The sequence below is a fragment of the Frateuria defendens genome (assembly GCF_001182895.1).
GTDB lineage: Bacteria > Pseudomonadota > Gammaproteobacteria > Xanthomonadales > Rhodanobacteraceae > Frateuria_B > Frateuria_B defendens.
In genome coordinates, this window is sequence record NZ_LFQR01000102.1 from 1 (window position 1) to 18,620 (window position 18,620).

At 62.9% G+C, this 18,620-nt stretch carries 14 protein-coding genes, 1 tRNA gene and 2 pseudogenes; 7 read left to right on the forward strand and 10 right to left on the reverse strand.

Annotated elements, in window-relative coordinates; all coding sequences use genetic code 11:
* A pseudogene (locus ACH65_RS20840) lies at positions 1-1,201 on the forward strand (hypothetical protein); the annotation flags it as partial.
* A 319-nt stretch (positions 1,202-1,520) separates the two neighbouring features.
* Positions 1,521-2,066, forward strand: coding sequence for a hypothetical protein (locus ACH65_RS19935; protein WP_161805616.1), 546 nt, complete (start codon positions 1,521-1,523; stop codon positions 2,064-2,066).
* 150 nt (positions 2,067-2,216) lie between these two features.
* Here the strand turns inward: ACH65_RS19935 and ACH65_RS13720 are convergent, their stop codons facing one another.
* Positions 2,217-3,197 (reverse strand): IS5 family transposase, encoded by a 981-nt coding sequence (locus ACH65_RS13720; RefSeq protein WP_049623173.1) that lies wholly within the window; start codon positions 3,195-3,197, stop codon positions 2,217-2,219.
* 440 nt (positions 3,198-3,637) lie between these two features.
* Between ACH65_RS13720 and ACH65_RS19940 the strand changes: the two genes are divergently transcribed.
* The 3 genes from ACH65_RS19940 to ACH65_RS20850 are packed head-to-tail and all read left to right on the forward strand — an operon-like array spanning position 3,638 to position 5,614.
* The gene (locus ACH65_RS19940) at positions 3,638-3,982 is read left to right on the forward strand and encodes a hypothetical protein (RefSeq protein ID WP_153242608.1); all 345 of its coding nucleotides are present in this window, start codon (positions 3,638-3,640) and stop codon (positions 3,980-3,982) included.
* Between the two features lie 3 nt (positions 3,983-3,985).
* Entirely contained in the window at positions 3,986-5,023 is a 1,038-nt protein-coding gene (locus tag ACH65_RS20845) for a hypothetical protein (protein ID WP_237561520.1), read from the forward strand.
* Between the two features lie 24 nt (positions 5,024-5,047).
* Positions 5,048-5,614 carry a hypothetical protein gene (locus ACH65_RS20850; protein WP_237561521.1) on the forward strand — a complete coding sequence of 189 codons (567 nt, stop codon included), beginning with the start codon at positions 5,048-5,050 and terminating at the stop codon, positions 5,612-5,614.
* Positions 5,615-5,857: 243 nt separating this feature from the next.
* On the opposite strand, the gene tnpC is transcribed toward ACH65_RS20850, so the two are convergent.
* Both tnpC and tnpB read right to left on the reverse strand, forming a co-directional pair.
* Positions 5,858-7,372 (reverse strand): IS66 family transposase, encoded by a 1,515-nt coding sequence (tnpC, locus tag ACH65_RS13730; protein ID WP_049623174.1) that lies wholly within the window; start codon positions 7,370-7,372, stop codon positions 5,858-5,860.
* A gap of 17 nt (positions 7,373-7,389) precedes the next feature.
* A complete protein-coding gene (gene tnpB, locus ACH65_RS13735; protein WP_049623175.1) occupies positions 7,390-7,761 on the reverse strand; it encodes an IS66 family insertion sequence element accessory protein TnpB in 372 nt (123 codons plus the stop codon).
* A 63-nt stretch (positions 7,762-7,824) separates the two neighbouring features.
* On the opposite strand from tnpB, the gene ACH65_RS13740 reads away from it, so the two are divergent.
* Together ACH65_RS13740 and ACH65_RS13745 are read left to right on the forward strand one after the other, a co-directional pair.
* A complete protein-coding gene (locus tag ACH65_RS13740) occupies positions 7,825-11,184 on the forward strand; it encodes an AAA domain-containing protein (RefSeq protein ID WP_082190330.1) in 3,360 nt (1,119 codons plus the stop codon).
* 225 nt (positions 11,185-11,409) lie between these two features.
* Positions 11,410-11,735: pseudogene (locus tag ACH65_RS13745) on the forward strand (transposase); the annotation flags it as partial.
* Positions 11,736-11,893: 158 nt separating this feature from the next.
* Here ACH65_RS13745 and ACH65_RS13750 read toward each other — a convergent pair.
* The 7 genes from ACH65_RS13750 to ACH65_RS13780 form a co-directional block, all read right to left on the reverse strand.
* Positions 11,894-11,969, reverse strand: a tRNA-Thr gene (locus ACH65_RS13750).
* 156 nt (positions 11,970-12,125) lie between these two features.
* Entirely contained in the window at positions 12,126-15,314 is a 3,189-nt protein-coding gene (locus tag ACH65_RS13755) for a pilus assembly protein (RefSeq protein ID WP_237561522.1), read from the reverse strand.
* Between the two features lie 57 nt (positions 15,315-15,371).
* Entirely contained in the window at positions 15,372-15,926 is a 555-nt protein-coding gene (locus ACH65_RS13760) for a pilus assembly PilX N-terminal domain-containing protein (RefSeq protein ID WP_049623178.1), read from the reverse strand.
* Positions 15,926-16,981: a PilW family protein gene (locus ACH65_RS13765; protein ID WP_237561523.1), complete on the reverse strand. Its 1,056-nt coding sequence runs from the start codon at positions 16,979-16,981 to the stop codon at positions 15,926-15,928. The genes ACH65_RS13760 and ACH65_RS13765 overlap by 1 nt, the downstream gene beginning before the upstream one ends.
* Before the next feature lie 5 nt (positions 16,982-16,986).
* Positions 16,987-17,532 carry a type IV pilus modification protein PilV gene (gene pilV / locus ACH65_RS13770; protein ID WP_049623180.1) on the reverse strand — a complete coding sequence of 182 codons (546 nt, stop codon included), beginning with the start codon at positions 17,530-17,532 and terminating at the stop codon, positions 16,987-16,989.
* On the reverse strand, positions 17,529-17,996 hold the full coding sequence (locus ACH65_RS13775) for a GspH/FimT family pseudopilin (protein WP_049623181.1): 468 nt from the start codon (positions 17,994-17,996) through the stop codon (positions 17,529-17,531). The genes pilV and ACH65_RS13775 overlap by 4 nt, the downstream gene beginning before the upstream one ends.
* A gap of 4 nt (positions 17,997-18,000) precedes the next feature.
* Entirely contained in the window at positions 18,001-18,360 is a 360-nt protein-coding gene (locus tag ACH65_RS13780; protein ID WP_082190331.1) for a type IV pilin protein, read from the reverse strand.
* Positions 18,361-18,620 lie beyond the last annotated feature (260 nt).

Sequence of the window (18,620 nt, forward strand, 5' to 3'; positions counted from 1 at the left end):
AGATCAGAGCATCCTTAGCGTAGGGCAAGGACGAACTATTTCGGTACAAAAATTATTTTTGTACCCACTTTTGTCCCACTGCCCGAAAGCGCTGACCAAGCAAATGGCGTCATTTCGCAGGCGAGAAGAGTTCCAGTGGCAGGCTCGGGTTCGCCGCAAAGGCTACCCGGATCAGACCAAGACCTTCGACACGAAGGTCGAGGCCGAGGCGTGGGCCCGCAAGATCGAGTCCGAGATCGACCGGGGCGTATTCGTCAGCCGCACCGAGGCCGAGGCGACGTCGCTTGAAGAGGCCCTCGGCCGCTACGAGCGGGAGGTCGTGGAAACCAAGAAGGGCAAGGTGCAGGAGCAGTCGATCATCCGGCTGTGGAAGGCCACCGCCCTCGCGAAGCGGTCGATGGCCTCCATCCGCAGTACCGATGTGGTCGCGCAGCGAGACCTATGGCTCCAGCGGTGCAAGCCCGCCACAGTGCTCCGCCGTCTTGCTCTACTCTCCCACGTCTTTAATATCGCCCGCCGGGAATGGGGCATGGAGAGCCTGAGCAATCCCGTGGAGCTGATCCGCAAACCTCAACCGAACAATGCGCGGACCCGACGGATCGCCAGCGTCGCACCTGTCCAACCCACTGTGGCAGACGAACCACCTCCTGATCACGGGGAACTGGAGCGCATCATCGCTGCCAGTGGCTCTGGGGTGCTGCCCGCAGTGCTCCGCCTGGCCCTTGAGACAGCCATGCGGCGAAGCGAGATCGTCGGCCTGCGCTGGGAACACACCAGCCTGCCACGCGATCTGGCGAAGAAGCTCACGCCGGAGGAACGCGAAGAATTCCAAGCATGGTGCCGCGAACGCGACGAGAACCGGGCCAAGGAGGCTGAGCAGCGCCAGTACGTCATGGCGGCTGCGTACCTCCACGATGCTGTCATCTCCTTGGCCAACGCCAGCCGAGCCCTCGACGCCGGTATCCGCCCACGAGACCCTAAAAAGCTGTGGTCGGCGCTGGACGTGTTGTCACGAGCCCTGACCGCTGCCGGGCACCCCAAGCCCAAACAGGACCGACGGGGGCGCCCCGCGAAGGAGGATGTCGTCTTGGCCGAGGACCTGCTTTCGCCCTATGACGCCCCCATGCTCCGTGCCGAGATGGACGAGGTGCAAGAGCGCCTAGCTACCCTTCCGAACTTCATCCCTGCGGATCGCAGGTAACCGCATAGGGCACAGGCAGGCGCGCCCTCAATGGCTCGCCTGCCCGGCGGTGGTGCTATCGGCCTTTCTGGGGGCGAAGTGTGTGCAGGCGGGGGGCAAGGTGTGGGCGGCGCCAGCCGTCCATCGGCTTGTCCCCGGTCTGTGCACACGATGGCCGCAGGCCATCGTCCCCAGTTGGGCAGCAGACTGTTGGGCGTTGCGTCGCCAATCGAGGCATTCTCTGACGCCGCAGTAGGAAAATTCCTTGCCCGGAAAGGTAGGGCCAGAGTCCATCTTTGGCTAGACATGCGACCCATGTGATAGGTGGCAGGAGAACCGCATGGCCTCTGGGAATCATCGGACAGGCAGCCCCGCTCGTTTGCTCGTGGGTACGCTTCTGGCTTTGTGCGTCGGCCTGGTCGCCTGCGCTTCTAGCCAGCCAGTACAGGCAGCAAAGGCTGATTTCAATGGCGTCTGGTCGGTCAAATTGTGCGACGAAGCAAACCAGCAATTGCAATGCGGTAGCTTCGATCTGTATCTCACCCAGAACGGCGACAGGATCTGCGGAGACCACTTCGTTGCCACTCCAGGACTATCTCGGCTTGATGAAAGTGATCCTGGAACCGTGCTCGGCACATTCAACGGAAAAAGCGCGGTCCTTCTGATCAAGAGCACGCGAAACAACGCTTGGTACTTGGCGAAGGGTGAAATTTCCGGAACGGACCTTGTATGGCGCCGCGTGGGCATGGCGGTGGCTGGACTGGATGACGAGCCGCCGATCATTCCAAAGGAAAGCACACTATCCCAAACAACCGCACCCGAATACATCAAGCATCTTAAAGAACTTGAATCAGCCCCGTGCCATTGGGCAGACCAGCAGGGCTGAAATCACCAGCCCAAGGCGAGCGAAGGAGGCGTTAAGGAAGGTCTGAACAACGCGACCTGAGAACGAAAAATGCAGCGAAATTTGCGCGCCTCGCACTCCGGCCACTCGGTTTTGCGCCGCTTCCGGCGCATTTCCGGAGTATTCCCCGGTTCACAGGCGCACCTGCCCTGCAGAAGCCAACAACGGCGTTCGCTTCATCCACAGGTTCGACAGCATGAACAGCGTCAGCACCTGCGCCGTGTTCTTCGCCAGACCGCGATAACGCACCTTGACGTAGCCGAACTGGCGCTTGATGACCCGGAACGGGTGTTCCACCTTCGCCCGCAGGCTGGCCTTGGTGTGCTCCCACTTCTTCGCCGACTTCAGCTCGCGCTTGTTCCTTATCTTCTTCAACTTCGTGGGCTTCTCCGCAATCAGGAATCGCGCTTTGCACTCCTGCATTTCCTCCCGCCTCTCGATGCCGGTGTAGCCGCTGTCGCCGCACACCGTGTCTTCCTTGCCATGCAGCAGCTTGTGCGCCTGACTGATGTCCGCTTCGTTCGCCGCCGTGCATTCCACGCTGTGCACCAGCCCGGATTCGTCGTCCACGCCGATGTGCGCCTTCATCCCAAAGTGCCAGTTGTTGCCCTTCTTCGTCTGGTGCATCTCCGGGTCGCGCTCGCCCTCCTTGTTCTTGGTCGAACTCGGCGCAGCAATGATCGTCGCATCGACAATCGTCCCTCCGCGCAGGCTCTGGCCCTTGCGCGAAAGATGTGCATTGACCCGGTTAAACAGCTTGCGCGCCAGGTCATACTTCTCCAGCAAACGGCGGAAATTGAGGATCGTCGTCTCGTCCGGCACGTCGTCCAGCCCGCCGAGCTTGGCGAAGCGGCGCATCGACACCGTGTCGTACAACGCTTCTTCCATCGACGGATCGCTCAACGCATACCACTGCTGCAAAAAGTGGATGCGTAGCATCGTCTCCAACGGGTATGGCTGACGCCCCGGCTGGCCCAGCTTCGGGTAGTGCGGCTCGATCAGCGCCAGCAATGCCTTCCACGGCACCACCGCGTCCATCTCGGCCAGGAAAATCTCCCGCCGCGTCTGCTTGCGCTTGCCGTTGTATTCCGCGTCGCCGAAGGAAAGTTGCATGGGCATCACTCGTTGAGGGCGTTCGATGATTCTGGCAGATCAGAGCGAGTTGTTCAGAGTTCCCTATCGGCCTTTCTGGGGGCGAAGTGTGTGCAGGCGGGGGGCAAGGTGTGTGCGGCGCCAGCCGTCCATCGGCTTGTCCCCGGCCTGTGCCCACGGTGGCCGCAGGCCATCGTCCCCGGGCTGAGGTCAACAGATCGGGGCGTTCTCCGATGCCTCCGTAGGAAAACTCCTACACGGGGAAGTGGGACCAGAGTCCATCTTTGGCTAGACTGCACTCTACGGCAGGGCGGTAGGAGAACCGCATGGCAACTATTGGTAATCATCCGACATGCGATGCAGCTCGCCAGAGCAAAGCTACGCGCGGACCAGCCTCGCACCTTTTACACCCCATCCTGCTTTTCTTGGTCTCCATCTCATCTGCGACAGGATGCACTGCCATGAGTGACACCAACGGGCCAGATTCCAATCTGTTCCAAGATCAAAAATCCGCCAAAGAAGCCAAGGTTCAGCTTGAAAGCTGGATCACGCGGCAGAGTACGGTTGCAGATGCGATACAGAAGCTTGAATCACATGGCTTTTCCTGTGGACCAGCCAAGCAATCGTCTCCCGACGTTAGATCTTCGGTCCTTTGCATGTACACGTCAGCTCCGCCTCCGCCGCCATCTCAGCGTATTACAACCCCACCGGGACAGGTCCGCTGGTTTGTCACGCTGAACTCTAAGGACGGAATCATGGTTAGTGATCTCCACGTAGCACGTTTGCCTCCAGATATTGGAGGATGAGAGATGGCAGAAGAACAGGCCAAGATCATCGTTGGGGCAAGCCCAGTCGGAATTGACCAGCGGCACGCTTATCTTCTTTTTGAACGATCTGATGGTAGCCAGATTGTCGTCCGTGGCGGCCCCGATGCTCGCGCAGAAGGCAATGATCTTGCCAACTTCGCGGAAAGCACGCTGCTGGGCTCAGACAAGTTCGGCAATATTCGTGTTGACGCCGATCCTTACATCCCGCCATATGCCGCCGTCTTTCAGAAACAAGCGGATGGGTCCGTTCGTCCGCTACCTGTAGAGCAAGCCAATCCCAACGACCCCGCGCTCGCAAGAGACCCTCAAGGACAAATTGTTGTCCAAGAAAAAGTCGCTTATGACTGGCCGCTTCCTAGCGAAAAGCATGAGCGCGTTGTTGTCTGGCAAGGAACGGATCAAGAGCTTGAGAAGAAGTTGAATTCGGCGCTGACGGCAGGGCAACAGATCAATGATGCAAAGCTTGAATATTCTCCGCTGTACAACAACAGCAACGGTGTCGCCAGCACACTATTGAAATCAGCCGATGTTGCACCGTCTCTGCCGCTAGGCAAAGACGGGGAAAAGGTTGACGCGCCCAATTTTGGCGAGAACTTGTATCAAGACGTTGGGCTGGCCTCCAACCGCAGCGGCTACTGGTTCGACGGCAAGCAGTGGTACGACAGTGACGACCGGAAGATCAAGCCCCCTCAATCCGGGGAGCCTACGGTCCCCCTTGATCCAAACGACAAAAACAAATCGCGATCAGGGTCTTTCGACAGCAGCTTCAACGACACACAGGAAGAGAGACAACAAGAAAGGCAAGCTTTCGGTACAGGCGACCCCGATCTCGATCGGCTGGCCGCCGCGCTGTTCGCCAATGACGAGGCTGCGATTTCGCGCGTGTCCGCACAAATCGAGCAGTCCCCTCAGGTGCAATCGTTCGAGCAGTGGGGGCGCGACCTGGTTGCAGCCCAGCAGCGAGAAGAGCTCCAGCAGCAAGAAATGGCCCGACAGCAGGGCCCTGTAATGAGAATGTGATACCCAACCGGCATCGGAACGCCCATGTCTAGCGAGCAAGAACTCTCCGCCCTACTGACATCGCTTCAAAACACGCTCAAGCTGCAATCCGCGTTGATGGCCAAATTCGAGCAACGCGAGGCTCGTATGCAAGCCGCATTTGACCAGCGAATGCAGGCGCTGCAAAGCGAAGTCGCGCAGGCGCATCGCAGGGTGGACGGCATCGTGGGTGGAGCCAGTTCCCAGATCGCCAAGGAGGCCAAGGAGGCGGTAGCGCCGGTTGCGGCGCGGTACGACCGCGACGTATCAGCCACATCTGCGCAGTTGCAAAAAGCCAACAAGACCGTGTGGATGTGGTTCGGTGCCGCCGGCGCGATCATGTTGCTCGTTCTTCTCGTCGGCTGGGCGGTACTGGGCTACTACCGCCGCGAACTCTCCACCGTCAAGGAAGAGCTCCAGCGCTACGAGAACGCTATCCCTGTCCTCCAAGCCTATTACGCATCCGATACGGTCATTTGTGGTGGCCGCGTGTGCACCAATGTCGATCCCGATGGGCAACGGACGGGCGACAAGCGCCAGTATCGGCAAGCCAAACCGCGAACCCAGCAGTAAGGTCTGACTGGCGCATGCGGACAGATTCACTTGCCTACGCAGGCTACTGGCGCCATTCGCTTGCAGATGCTGAAGCAGGAAATGGGGCTCTTCAACCTGCCGACACCAAGGAATTCCAGAGCCTGTCCCGCGCGGAACTGGACGCCGGCCGGGTGGACCGAGACACCATCGATGCCTGCTTCGCCAAGGAAGCCGAGCAGACCGTAAGCGCCCGCCCGCGCCACCTTGTACCGCCAAGGCAGCTCAGCGTATGGGGCAGTACCAACTTGTCGGGAGCAGGCTGTCGAGGTGCTTGTCCAGAGTGGTGGGTAGCCGGGTCAGGACGTCGGTCAACCAAGCGTAGGGATCCAGCCCATTGGCTTTGACCGAGGCCAGCAGGCTCATGATGGCCGCGGCGCGCTGGCCGGCGGATTCGGAGCCGCAGAAGAGCCAATTTTTGCGGCCGATGGCGATGGGCCGGATGGCGTTTTCGGCGGGGTTGTTGTCAATTGGGTAGCGGCCATCGTCGAGGACGCGCGCCAGCGCGCTCCATCGCTTCTGCGTGTAGCCGATGGCACCAGCCAGCCCGGTGTTGCCGAGCACCTTCGGTTGCAGCTCGTCGAGCCAGTGTTTGAAGGCCGCCAGCTTGGGTGCGATTAAGCGCTGACGTTCGCGGTACCGTTGATTGGAGTCAAGATCGCACAATGCGCGGTCGACGGCATAGATCTCGCCGATGCGCGCGATGGCTTCCTTGGCGACGGGGCTGCCGCTGGCCGCATGGGTATCAAAGAACTTGCGCCGCGCATGCGCCCAGCAGCCCAGTTCGGTGATGCCCTTGGCGAACAATGCCTTATAGCCGGCGTAGTCGTCGACCATCAAGGCACCCTTCCAGTCGCCGAGGAAGGCGGCGACATGCTTGCCGGCGCGGGTCGGTCCGTAATCAAACAGCACGATGGGCTGCGGTTGAGCGTTGCGATACACAAACAGGTAGGCACGCTTGGTCTTGCCCGCCCCGGGATCGAGCTGGGCCACCGGCGTTTCATCGGCGTGCAACACAGGGGCCGTGAGCAGCTTGACGCGCAGCGCGTCAAACAGCGGCTGCAGCGCAAGACCCACGCGGCCCATCCACTCGGCCAGCGTCGTACGTGACAAGGCGATGCCATGGCGTGCGAAGATCGCTTCCTGGCGATACAGCGGTGCATGGTCGACGTACTTTTGAATGATGACCTGGGCCAGCAGGCCAGGTGCGGCCAGGCCGCGGTCGATGATCGCCGGCGCGACCGGCTCGGCGATGATGTTTTCGCAGGGGCGGCAGGCGTACTGCGGATACACATCGCGGCGGACAAAGAACACCAGCGGCTTGACGTCGAGCTTCTCACTGACGTGTTCGCCGATCTTCACCAGCGCACTGCCACACGCTGCGCAGTCGCAGTGATCCGGCTCGTGGATCGTGGTGACACGCTCCAGCTCGGGCGGCAGGGACCGGCGCTGTGGCTTGGCATGCTCCCTGGGTGCCGGGGCAGAACCCTTGGCCTGCGCCGCTTCCAGCGCGGCCTCCACGGCCGCGATGTCTTCGGCCATGGCCTCGTCAAACAACCCGCGCTGCACGGCGTCCATGCGCTCGGACTGGGCCGCAAACTGCCTTCGGCGCAGCCGCTTCAGCTCGTAGGTCAGCTTGCCGATCAATGCATCGCGCTCGGCGACACACGCCCGTTGCTCACGCACCATCTGGCGCAGCGTCTCGATATCGGTAATGGCTTCCAGTGAGCAAGCATCCATGAAGCTATTTTAGCCGTCTAGACGACTCTACCCAGTGAACCAGTGTCACTGGACAAACGCCGCCAATCGACACCTGCACACAACCAAGTGAACTGGCGGTGCGTAAGCGACCACAGCGTCTCGCTCGTCGACGGCCAGACAAATCGCCCCTGGTGCAAGCGACGCATCGACAACCACACGCCCTGTCCATCCACCACCAAGACCTTGACGCGCGACGTGCGGCGGTTGCAAAACACGTAGGCGCTTCCGTCCAGCGGATCGCGTCCCAACACCTCGCGCACGTGCACCAACAGTCGGTCGGCACCACACCGGAAATCCACCGGTGCACTCACCAGCCACCACGCAGACACCGCCAACCCGATGTCCGAACCCTCGATCTTCTTGCCCATCGCTTCGCTCCTGTCGTATCAGGCGCGTAGTGCAACGGGTCGTTTGAGCTTGAGGAAGGGGCGGTGGACGGACGCTTACAGCAGACCCAGCTCGTCGAGGTGATGATCCGCCCCAAGGTCTACGTTTCTCGACTCGAACACGGCAAACAGCGGCGTATCGGAACGCCGGCCATTGTGACGCCCATCGTCGCGCCCGCCATGCTGGCACGCGACGGCAGGCTCTACCCGCTCTCCCGGACGGTAGTGCCCCGCGACATTCTGGAGCCCTTGGAACGCGGTACGTTCTCTATCGGCAACGTATCCGATCAGGATGCCTATCTCACCACGAACACCATTGCCGGGATCAACGTTGCGACGGATGACGGCGAGCCGCTCAGCGATGCTGAGTTCGACCAGCAATGGGCAAGCTACATGGCCGCTTGCGATCAACTGCTGGAGCAGATCGGTCAAGGCTGGCCCGGTGCGGAAGACGGGTACGAACTCGCCGAGCATGGCTACCTCCTGAAGAAGGAGTCGTTCTCCGCCAGCCGGCACATCCTCCCCCTTTACGACCACATCCGCACCAATTCGCCAACCGTTCCTCTGTTCGACCGTTACGCCAGTACCGACATTTCTCCTCCCGAGCCCTGCCTGCCTGACAACGCCGCGTTCTCCAAGCGGCTGGCGCATGCCAGCGACCAGTTTTCATTGGCGGCAGCGCAGCGCGACGCCTTGACTCACCTGCTGGCTGCTGAAACAGGAGAAATCCTTGCGGTCAATGGACCTCCCGGCACCGGGAAGACCACACTGTTGCTATCGGTGGTCGCCACGCTATGGGCCGAAGCGGCAATCGCCGACGCAGCGCCGCCGGTCGTGGTCGCGGCCTCCACCAACAATCAAGCCGTCACCAACATCATTGATGCGTTCGGGAAGGATTTTGCAACCGGCGAGGGCCCGTTCGCCGGCCGCTGGCTGCCCGGCGTCAACAGCTTCGGCGCCTACTTCCCTTCCGCAGGCAAAGAGGCTGAGGCATCACAAAAGTACCAGACCAGCAGCTTTTTCGGGATGGTGGAGTCGGAAGCCTATGTCGCCAAAGCACAGCAGGCGTATCTGGATGCCGCGGCGGCTGCATTCCCCGACATCGCCAAGGAACAGCTCGAAATCCGGATCGTCGTGGACGCATTGCGAGCATCGATTCAAGCCGAAGCGAAGAAGCTTGCCGCCATCGAAAGCGTCTGGTCGGAGTTGATCGCCGCACGCTCAGCGGTTCGGACCGAGTTGGGCGAGGAGCCGACCATCAGTATGGCGCAGCGCCGCCAGCTGCTTGAAACGGCGATGGCCGAGAAATGCACCATCGACGAGCTATCGGAGCGATGGGAACACTATCTCGCAAAGGAGCCCCTTCTCTATACCCTCTTCTCCTGGCTGCCGCCTGTCGCGAAGAAGCGTGTACGGCTGGCTCGCCTCTTCCTGAAGCCGGTCTGGCCCGCTCAGCATGCGCAAGGCGCTTGGGAGACTATCGATCAGATCGAATCCGCCATCAAAGCCGTTGCCAGCCAAGCCGACAGGGCCCTACGCGAGCAGACCCACAGCGTCGAGCGCGGCGAAGCTGTCCTGAAAGCGGAGCGCGATTATCTGACGCGCTGGCAAGCCGCACTGGTTCCGCTCGGTGTCTCGGATCGGGCAAGCAGCTTGTCCATAGCCGATTGCGATCCGCTTGCCGACACGCATATCCGCTTCCCGATCTTTCTGCTGACCACGCATTACTGGGAAGGCCGATGGCTACTGGAGATGCAGGAACTACTGCCGAAGATCGAGGAAGTGCGGAAGCAGAGGAGGCGTGCCGCCTTGGAAGAACGCTGGCGGCGCTGGATGAAGCTGACGCCCTGCATCGTTTCGACGCTCTTCATGCTGCCGAAGCACATGGTCTTTCGTAAGAGGGGGGACGGCGGCCCAGTCGATGACTACCTCTATGACTTCGCCGATCTGCTGATCGTCGATGAAGCCGGACAAGTGCTTCCGGAAGTCGCTGGCGCTTCATTTACGCTCGGCAAGAGAGCTTTGGTGATCGGCGACACATTGCAGATCGAACCGATCTGGTCGATCCCACCGAGCGTTGACATCGGCAACCTGCACAGTGCCAAGCTACTTTCAAACGAGAACCATGAGGATGGCTACGACCACCTTTCCGAGATAGGCAAGACAGTCGCTCGCGGCAGCGTGATGCGGATTGCGCAAACGCTGACCCGATATCACTACGACCCCGATCTCGCCCGTGGCATGTTCCTATACGAACACCGCCGCTGCTTCGACGAAATCATCGGTTACTGCAACGCGCTGTGCTACCGGGACAAGCTCATTCCGAGACGCAAACTGAAGACCCAAGCGCCTGCCGATGAACAAGATGGGCTGCCGGCGATGGGCTACCTCCACATCGATGGAATTTGCCAGAAGAGCGGCGGTGGCAGCCGGCGTAACCTGCATGAGGCGGAGACCATCGCCGTCTGGCTTGCCGAGCGCCGCGCCTCGCTGGAAGCTGCCTACGGACAGCCACTGCACAAGATCGTGGGGGTGGTGACACCTTTCGGGGGACAGGTGCAAGCCATCTCCAATGCCTGCCACAGCCTGGGCATTAAGGTTGGCAATGACGACGGTGGCATGACTGTCGGCACCGTGCACTCGCTGCAAGGCGCCGAGCGCCCGGTCGTGATCTTCTCTCCGACGTACACCAAGCATGCCGATGGCGGCTTCATCGACCGCAGTGCGAGCATGCTGAATGTTGCAGTGTCGCGGGCGAAGAACACGTTTCTGGTGTTTGGCGACATGGATGTGTTCGAGTCGGCTCCTACGGCGACGCCCCGCGGCCTGCTGGCCACCTATCTCTTCCGGGATTCCACCAATGCCCTCCACTTCGAGCACCGGATACGACGGGACCTGCGAGGGGCGGGCACTGCTATTCATCCCCTACGGGACGCACAGGAACACGATACCTTCCTACTGGACGCCATCGCCAGAGCGGGACGAGAAATCCACATCGTCTCGCCCTGGATCATCCTTGAGCGCATCGAGGAGATCGGCGCCCTCGACGCCATGCGCGCTGCAATCCTGCGTGACGTAAAAGTGACGATCTACACGGACCCGGAACTCAACACCGGTAGCGCCCCCGAAGGTCGCGATGAAAAGCGCAAGACGCTGCATGCCACCGCCGGCATCCTGCGCGATGCGGGCATTCAAGTCGCTTTCGTCGCCAGAGTCCACAGCAAGGTGCTGATCGGCGACGACGATCTGTACTGCGTCGGTTCGTTCAACTGGTTCAGCGCCAGACGGGACGCACAGTACGCCCGCCACGAAACCTCTCTAGCATATCGAGGACCGGGGCTGACAGGCGAGATCGAAGTCATGCGAGCGAGCTTGCGGGACCGCATCATGGACGACTACCCCTGATTCGTCAGCCGACGATGGCGAGATGCTGGGCACAACTTGGCATCTTGTTGTAGAGAACGTGGCACCCTGGTGGTAGCAAGTGGGTAGCAAAGTGATCCAATCGTGGCGAATTTCTTCTCCGCAACACCATGAAGCCATCCTTCGCCCACCTTCCCGCCGACGTCCCCCCGGTTTTGAGTAGCACGACGATCTGGAGTCCAATCCCCAACCTGAAGGAGATTGGACGTGAAGAAGCGCTTTTCCGAAGAGCAGATCATTGGCTTCCTGCGTGAAGCCGAGGCCGGGCTGCCGGTCAAGGAGCTATGCCGCCGGCATGGCTTCAGCGAGGCGTCGTACTACCTGTGGCGCAGCAAGTTCGGCGGCATGAGCGTGCCGGATGCGAAGCGGCTGAAGGAGCTGGAGGGCGAAAACGCCCGACTGAAGAAGCTGCTGGCCGAACAGGTGCTGGAGAACGAGGTGATCAAGGAGGTCCTGCGAAAAAAGTGGTGAGCGCACCGGTCCGGCGGGAGCAGGTGCGCTACATGGTGGACAAGGGATTGAGCAAGCGCCGGTGAGGGGGATTTCCGGGATACCAGCGTATCAGCCAGAGTCACTGGCGATCACAAAATGCACCTCGTAGGCTGATCCGTTCCTCATCAGACCTATCTCAGATTCAAGCGCTTACGATGAAAAAGCCCCGAGAAGCCTGGGCTTTTCGGGGCTCTTGAGATGGTGCCGGAAATAGGAATCGAACCTACGACCTACGCATTACGAATGCGCCGCTCTACCAACTGAGCTATTCCGGCGATGAGCAGGAAATTCTAAGAGCTGGGGTGGGTTGGCGCAAGACGGCATTTCGCGCCGTGGCTGCCCTGCGGCCTTTCCAGGGCAGGTGGATGTGCGTCCGGCGCGGCCGGGAGCGTGGCGGCGGCGTGCCACGGCCGCCGCCCGGTCTTCGGTGCTTATTTCACGCCGTCGATGTACCAGTAGGTGCGCTTGCGCTTGCCCAGGGTGGGCGGGGATACCTTCTGCGCGCCCAGCGAGGAGGTGTTGTTGCCGCCGGTGGCGTTGGTCTGGTTGCCGCCACCGATCAGCACCGGGGTGATCACGCTGCCGCTTCCCTGGTCGATCGACACCAGCCCGAACACCGGCGAGGGCGGCAGGCCGCCGCCGCTGAAGGTGACGTAGCCGTCGGCGTTGAGGCCGGTGCCGTTGAGGAAGTTGATGGCATAGCCGCGTGCGATGCCCAGGTTGGGGTAGCACATGGTGGTGTCGACCTTGGGATTGGCCGGCGTGTTGGTGCCGAAGTAGGTGTAGCCGGCGACCGTGAGCGGGGCGTTCACGGCCTTCTCGCCGTTGTGGCCCAGGGTCACGTAGAAGCCCTTGTTGCCGAGGGTGGTGGAGTAGGGCGTGGTGGTGCCGCTGGCGGCGCCGGTTTCGTCGACCAGGTCGGACTCGGTGATCGGGGTCCAGGTGGTGGGCACGGTGTTGCCGGTGTTCGGGTCCTGGATCATGTACATGCGGTTCACCACGTTGTACGCGGTGCCGGCCGTGGTCGAGGCCGAATACAGCGGGTGCTCGCGGTCGCCGCTGGCGGCCATGACCGCGTCGAAGTTGCGGGTGGGCACGACGTCGGGCGGGTAGAAGAACTTGCGCGCGTTGTTGCCGGTGCCGGCGAGGCCGGCCAGCTTGGTGACGGCCCAGGTGTCCGGGGTGGCGGCGGTGGTCGCCTCCAGGTCCACGCGCCAGATGTTGCCGCCCAGGTCGGCGGCGTAGAGGCGGTCGGTGTTGCCGTCGGCGTTGCGGTCGAGCAGGGTGATGTCGGCGGGAATGGCGCGGGTCATGCCGCTTGCCGTGCTGCAGGGGGAGAGCCCCGTGCAGTTGGGCGCGGCCGCCCACACCAGCGAGCCGTCGATCGCATCGAGCACGATGATCGCCCGCCCCTGGGTGTCGCTGGTGGGGGCCGGGTCGCTGTCCTCGGCCGGATCATAGCCGCCGCCCATCACGATCACCGGGTTGGTACGGCCCTTGACCAGGGTGACCTTGGGCTGCGACCAGGTCTGGCCCAGTTCCGCGATATGGGTGCTGGACTTCTTCCAGAGGAAGGCGGGCCTGAGCGGGTCGGTGACGTCGAAGGCATAGATGAACCGTCCGCCACGCCGGGCCGTGAGGTAGATGTAGACCTTCGGATTCTTCGGGTCGCGCAGGTCCTGGTACACCGAGGTGGTGCCGTCGAAGAAATAGTCCTTGCGCCTGAGCGTGGGGTCGGTCATGCCGTACAGCAGCACGCCGGGACTGTTGCTGTAGAGGCGCTGCAGCCGGTCGAAGAATTCCGGCGCCACGAACGACCACAGTTCGCCACCGGGGCGCACCGAGCCGATGCCGGCGGTCTGGTTGCCGTTGATGGCGTGGAACATGCCATCGTTGGAGCCGTAGAAGACCACCACGCCGGTACTGCCGGCGTAGTTGATCACCGTGGGGCGCGAGTGCAGCACGTCGCCGTGGATGGACGGGCGGACCGTGACTGGCGCGCCGGGGCCACTCTCGACTTCGTTGTTTGCGATGTCGGCGCCGCGCACCCAGTTGATCAGGTCGGACGCAGTGGGCGTGGTGGTGGTGCTGCCCAGCGCCGTGCCGCTGGTCAACGCGGTGTTGGTGGCGACGAAACTGGCCATCGGGTAGGTGGTGGAGCAGCTGCTGGTCGTGGTGCAGGTGTAGACCGTGCGGTTCTTTTGGTCGGAGAGATTGTCGGCGCGGAGCATTTCGCCCACGCCGCCCTTTTCCACCACCTCGCCGTCGGGCGCGTCGAAGGCCTGGCCAACGCCCGCCGGCGCGTTCACCCAGAAACCGTTGGTGGGCCAGTTGGTGACGATGGAGTTGCCCGAGAACGTGAAGGGGCCGTCGTTGGCTGCCGAGGTGTCTGCAGTCCAGAAGCTGATGGCGTTGGGCGAGACGAAGCCCGTGCCCGAGCTGTTGATGGCCGCGTTGCCCTTGGCGTCCTCCAACTGCACGTTGTTGTCGCCGTCGAAGCCGAGCTGATACTGCTTGAGGTTGCCGAACCAGCGTGGCTTGCCGGAGCCGTCCGGCCGGAACATGCCAATGTAGACCTGGTTGAGGTAGGTGCCCTGGGTGTTCACGCTTATCGGCAGGCTGACCGAGGCGAACACGCTGTTGACGGCCTGCACCTCGTTGAAGATCTGGGTGATGTCGTTGACCAGGTCGTTGAGCGCGGTGGTGCTGTTGATGTTCACCACGAAGTTCTTGCCGCCGCCGTTGTTCGCCATGCTCTTGACGAACTGGTCGTAGTCGGGGTTGCTGTTATCGGTGACGGTGATGGTGTAGGTGATGATGTTCTGCGGGTTCGTGCTGGACTGGCCCGACAGGTCGGTCTGGTACATGAAGCGCGCCCACTCGTCCGCCCAGTTCTGCTGATAGGCGTTGCCCTTCTGCGAATTGTTGTAGGGCGGAGGGATGGTGATCTGTGCGAGCTGGGCGCTGGTCGCGCCCGCGCTCTTCAGGGCCGTGTAGGCGTCGGTGTCGCCGTTGGCGACCTTGGGCCCGTTGTTGTTCACCGCGTTGGCGATGAAGATCACGAAGCTCTTCTGGCAGTTCTGCAGGTTGGAGGTGTATTTGGCCTTCGACAGGCCGGTCTGGCTGGCGTAGTAGGCCCAGGCCTCCTGCATGATCTCGTCGGCCTTGTTGGTGTTGGTGCCGCTCTGGGTGGTGATGCCGTCCCTGACCACGCCCTGGAACGCGCTGATGCCGCTGTCGTCCATCAGCGTGAGCGGGCCGGGCGCGGGAGTCTTGCCGGGGAAGTAGAAATCGCCGCCGCTGAACTGGTTGTACATCATCAACCCCATGTTGATCTGGCCTTTCAACAGAGGGTTGTTGCCGATGCCGGTGACCGCATTGTAGAGCGCGCACCGCATGAAGTCGGCGTCCTTCGTCTTGCTGGTGGGCAGGAAGCTGGGGCAGTTGGAGCCGGCCGGGATGGTGACGTCGGCGCTCCAGGCGCTCGCGTCGTCCATCAGGATCAGCACGTTGGGCTTGCCCCCCGCGACCGGCGCGCCGGTGTACAGGTCGATGTCCTCGCCGGCGGCGAGCCCGGGCAGCGCCAGCGCCAGGGCGCAGAAGGCGACGGCTTTCGGCATCCTGCCCGATGGTTTGCGAGGCGTCATGGCGGCGTTCCCGTACGTGGGGACCAGCGGTTAAGTGCAAGTGGTGCCGTTGAGCACGCGCACGGACACGCCCTGGTGGACGGTGACCGAGGCGGCCGTGTTGCCGGTATCGGTGACGCTGGACTGCACGTCCCATTGGGTCGCCTGGCAAGGCGCCGTGGCGGCGGCGCCGCCGCTGGGGATGACGCCGGTGTTCTGGCCAGAGCCGCTGAACATGCAGCCGAGGTCATTGGGGTCGGTGGGGTCCAGGTCCTGGTTCAGCACCGGCATGGTGTTGATGCAGGTGGGCGCCGCGACCTTCGCCGTGAAATCGGTGGTGTCGTCGCCGTTGACGTCCACCGGCACGTCGGTGGTCGTGGTGATGGGCGTGGTGGTGAAGGGTTGGCTGATCACCTGCTCGATGCCCTGCTGCGCCACCGTCTTGGCCTCCAGCCGGAACTGCTGGTTGGCGGCGATGCGGGTGTTGACCATGCTCGCGCCCACCATCGAGATGGCGAGGATCATGAAGATCGCCAGGAAGATCAGCGTGGTGACCAGGGTGAAGCCGCGCGGCGCGCGGCGAAGAGGAAAGCGGGTGGTGATCATCACTTGATCTCCCTCATGCCGCCGGTGTTCCACACGCGGGCCAGCGCGCTGTAGACGTGGCGTTTGTAGTTGTCCGTGTATGGCCCGTCCTTGGCCGCACGCCCGAGGTCGTAGGTGCGCGAATCGGTCCAGCCCGTGCTGCGATCGAGGTTGCGCGAGAGCAGGCTGACCCGGATCGCGGTGACATTGGCCCAGTTGATGGCCGCGGTAGCCCAGCTGTAGGAGGGCGAGAGCGTGCAGGCGGCGCTGTTGTCCACGGCGGGGTCGCCGACGTAGCAGTCGGGCGAACCGTTGGCGTCCTGGTCCACGCCGTAGCTGTAGTGGATGTCCTGGATGCCCTGGACCAGCGAGGAGACGCTCACCGCGCCCTTGACGAACTCCGCCACCTTGAGGGTGGGAATGCCGTCCCCCTTGGTGCAGTCGTCGCAGGAGGCGAGGTAGTAGCTGCGCACCACGTACTTGCGCAGTTCGGTCTTGTCGGCGGCGCAGGTGCGCGTGCGCAGCGTGAAGGCGCTGGCCGAGGTGTCGTAGACCAGCGGCGCCGAGTCGAGGCGACAGTTGGAGAGCTGCACGTAGTACTCGGAGGCGGTCGGTGCGGCGACCGCGTCGCTGGAGGCGTAGCGCACGGTGAGCACCTCGGTGCCGGCGAGCAGGTTGGGCAGGCAGGCCGGCGCCGCGGCCGTCGTCGGCCGGCCCGCCACCGCCACGGGAATGGCCGTGCCGCCCGAGGTGCTGAAGCCCATCGCATCCTTCGCCGTGGCGCAGAGGTCGGGCAGGTTGTAGGTCACCGAGGCGCCCAGGCTGGAGCGGCCGTAGAAGCCGGACATCTCGATGTCGCGGGTGATCGACTCCAGGGCGTAGCGGCCGTTCTCGACCTGCTCGGAGGTCTTGTTGAACTCCGCCCTGGCCTTGCTGGTGGTGACGTACAGCGAGCCGAGCGCGGCCAGCAGCACCAGGCCGATGGCCATGCCGATCATCAGCTCGATCAGCGACAGGCCGGCTTGCCGCCGGGCGGCGAGCAGCCTGGAGCGCCATGCGGGAAGAGGGCGGCTCATGCGCGTCATGTCGAAAGGTTGCCGATGCGGATCGCGACGCTCACCGCGCGCCGCAGGTTTTCGGTGCCGTACTTGTCCTTGCCGCAGCCAAGGCTGGGCGCGACCGTGGGCATGAGGCCCTGCCAGACCACCGTGACGCGGTAGATCTGGTCGACGGCGTCGATCTGCTCGACGCAGCCGATGGCGTTGATCATGGCGCCCACCGAGGCGCCGCCGGCGGTCTCGCCCGAACCGAGCAGGGCGCTCTTCCAGGCGGTGAGGTCCTGGTTGGCGGTGGCGATCTGCACGGCGGTGCCGGTGGCGCAGGTCGGCAGCGTTTTGCTGGTGTCCACGCCGGTGGCGCCGCTCGAATAGCAGCTGGCGACCTGCCGGTTGGCATTGATGCGCGAGACCATGTCCTGCACCAGGGTGAGCGCCTGCACCCGCTGGTAGGACTCCATCTCGCCGCGCGAGGATTTCACCATCATGGTGGCCGTGCCGAGCAGCGCGATGGCGGCGATCAGCATCGAGACCAGCACCTCGAGCAGCAGCAGGCCGCGCTGGCGTTTCATGAGCAGGTCCCCTTGGTCGATTGCACGCGCCCGGTGGTGCCCACGGTCACGCACAGGGGCTGCTGCCGGGTGTTGCTTTCGGTCGGCTGCAACTGGAAGGACAGCGCCGTGGTCTGCATGCGGCCGTCGCCGCTGAAGCTGAAGCTGGTGGCGCTGCCGCCGGCGGAGATCGACACGTTCTGCAGCGCGCCGTAGCTGCGGATGGTCGTGCTGCCGGTAACTACCGACCAGCCCTTGGACCAGTTGCTACCGCTGGCGGTGACGTTCACCGTGGCGTTGCGCTTGAGCGCCTCGCTGCGCGCGAAGGCCACGGTGGAGGCGATGTCCATCGAGGCGTTCTTGATCCGCTGCGACTGCAGGAAGCCGCCCATGTACGGCATGGCGATCAGCATCAGGGTCACGAACACGGTCAGCGTGACCATCAGCTCGATCGTGGTGAACCCCCGGCGCGGGCGTGGGCGCATGGCGCTATTTCCAGCAGCCGGTCGTGGGACCCTTGCTGCCATCGCCACCAAGCGTGAGCTTGGTGCAGCCGGTGTCGGCGGCCTGGCTACCCTGGGCCGTGGCGGTGATGCTGTAGCTCGGCGGCGGGCCGGCGGAAACGGTCATGTCCAATTTGTAGTTGGCGCTGACCGAAACCGGCTGCGTGCCGTAGCCGAGATCGTCCAGCGAGCCGTAGCTGCGCTTGTCGATCAGGTAGCGCTCCTGGGCGCTGGCGATCTCCATCATCAGGCTTTCGGCCGCCGCACGGTTGGCGTGCAGCACGTGCCGTCGGTAGCTGGGCAGGGCGATGGCAGCCAGGATGGCGATGATCGCCACGACCACCATCAGCTCGATCAGGGTGAAACCCGGCGACGGGCGGCAACGCCCCGTCGCCCGCGCAAGCGCACGGCCTGATATGGAAAGCGCACTAGGGCAATCGGATGTTCCCACCGCCCCTCCCCCTGCTTTTTTTTGTCGTTGCCGGCACGCCACCTGGCGGGTTGGGCAATGACATTTTGTCGCAGCCTAGATGGCCGCATGATGCCTGTCAATTTGCCTTTCGTGCGGGGTCTGGCATGACTTCGAGCACGAGTGGGCCGTGACCG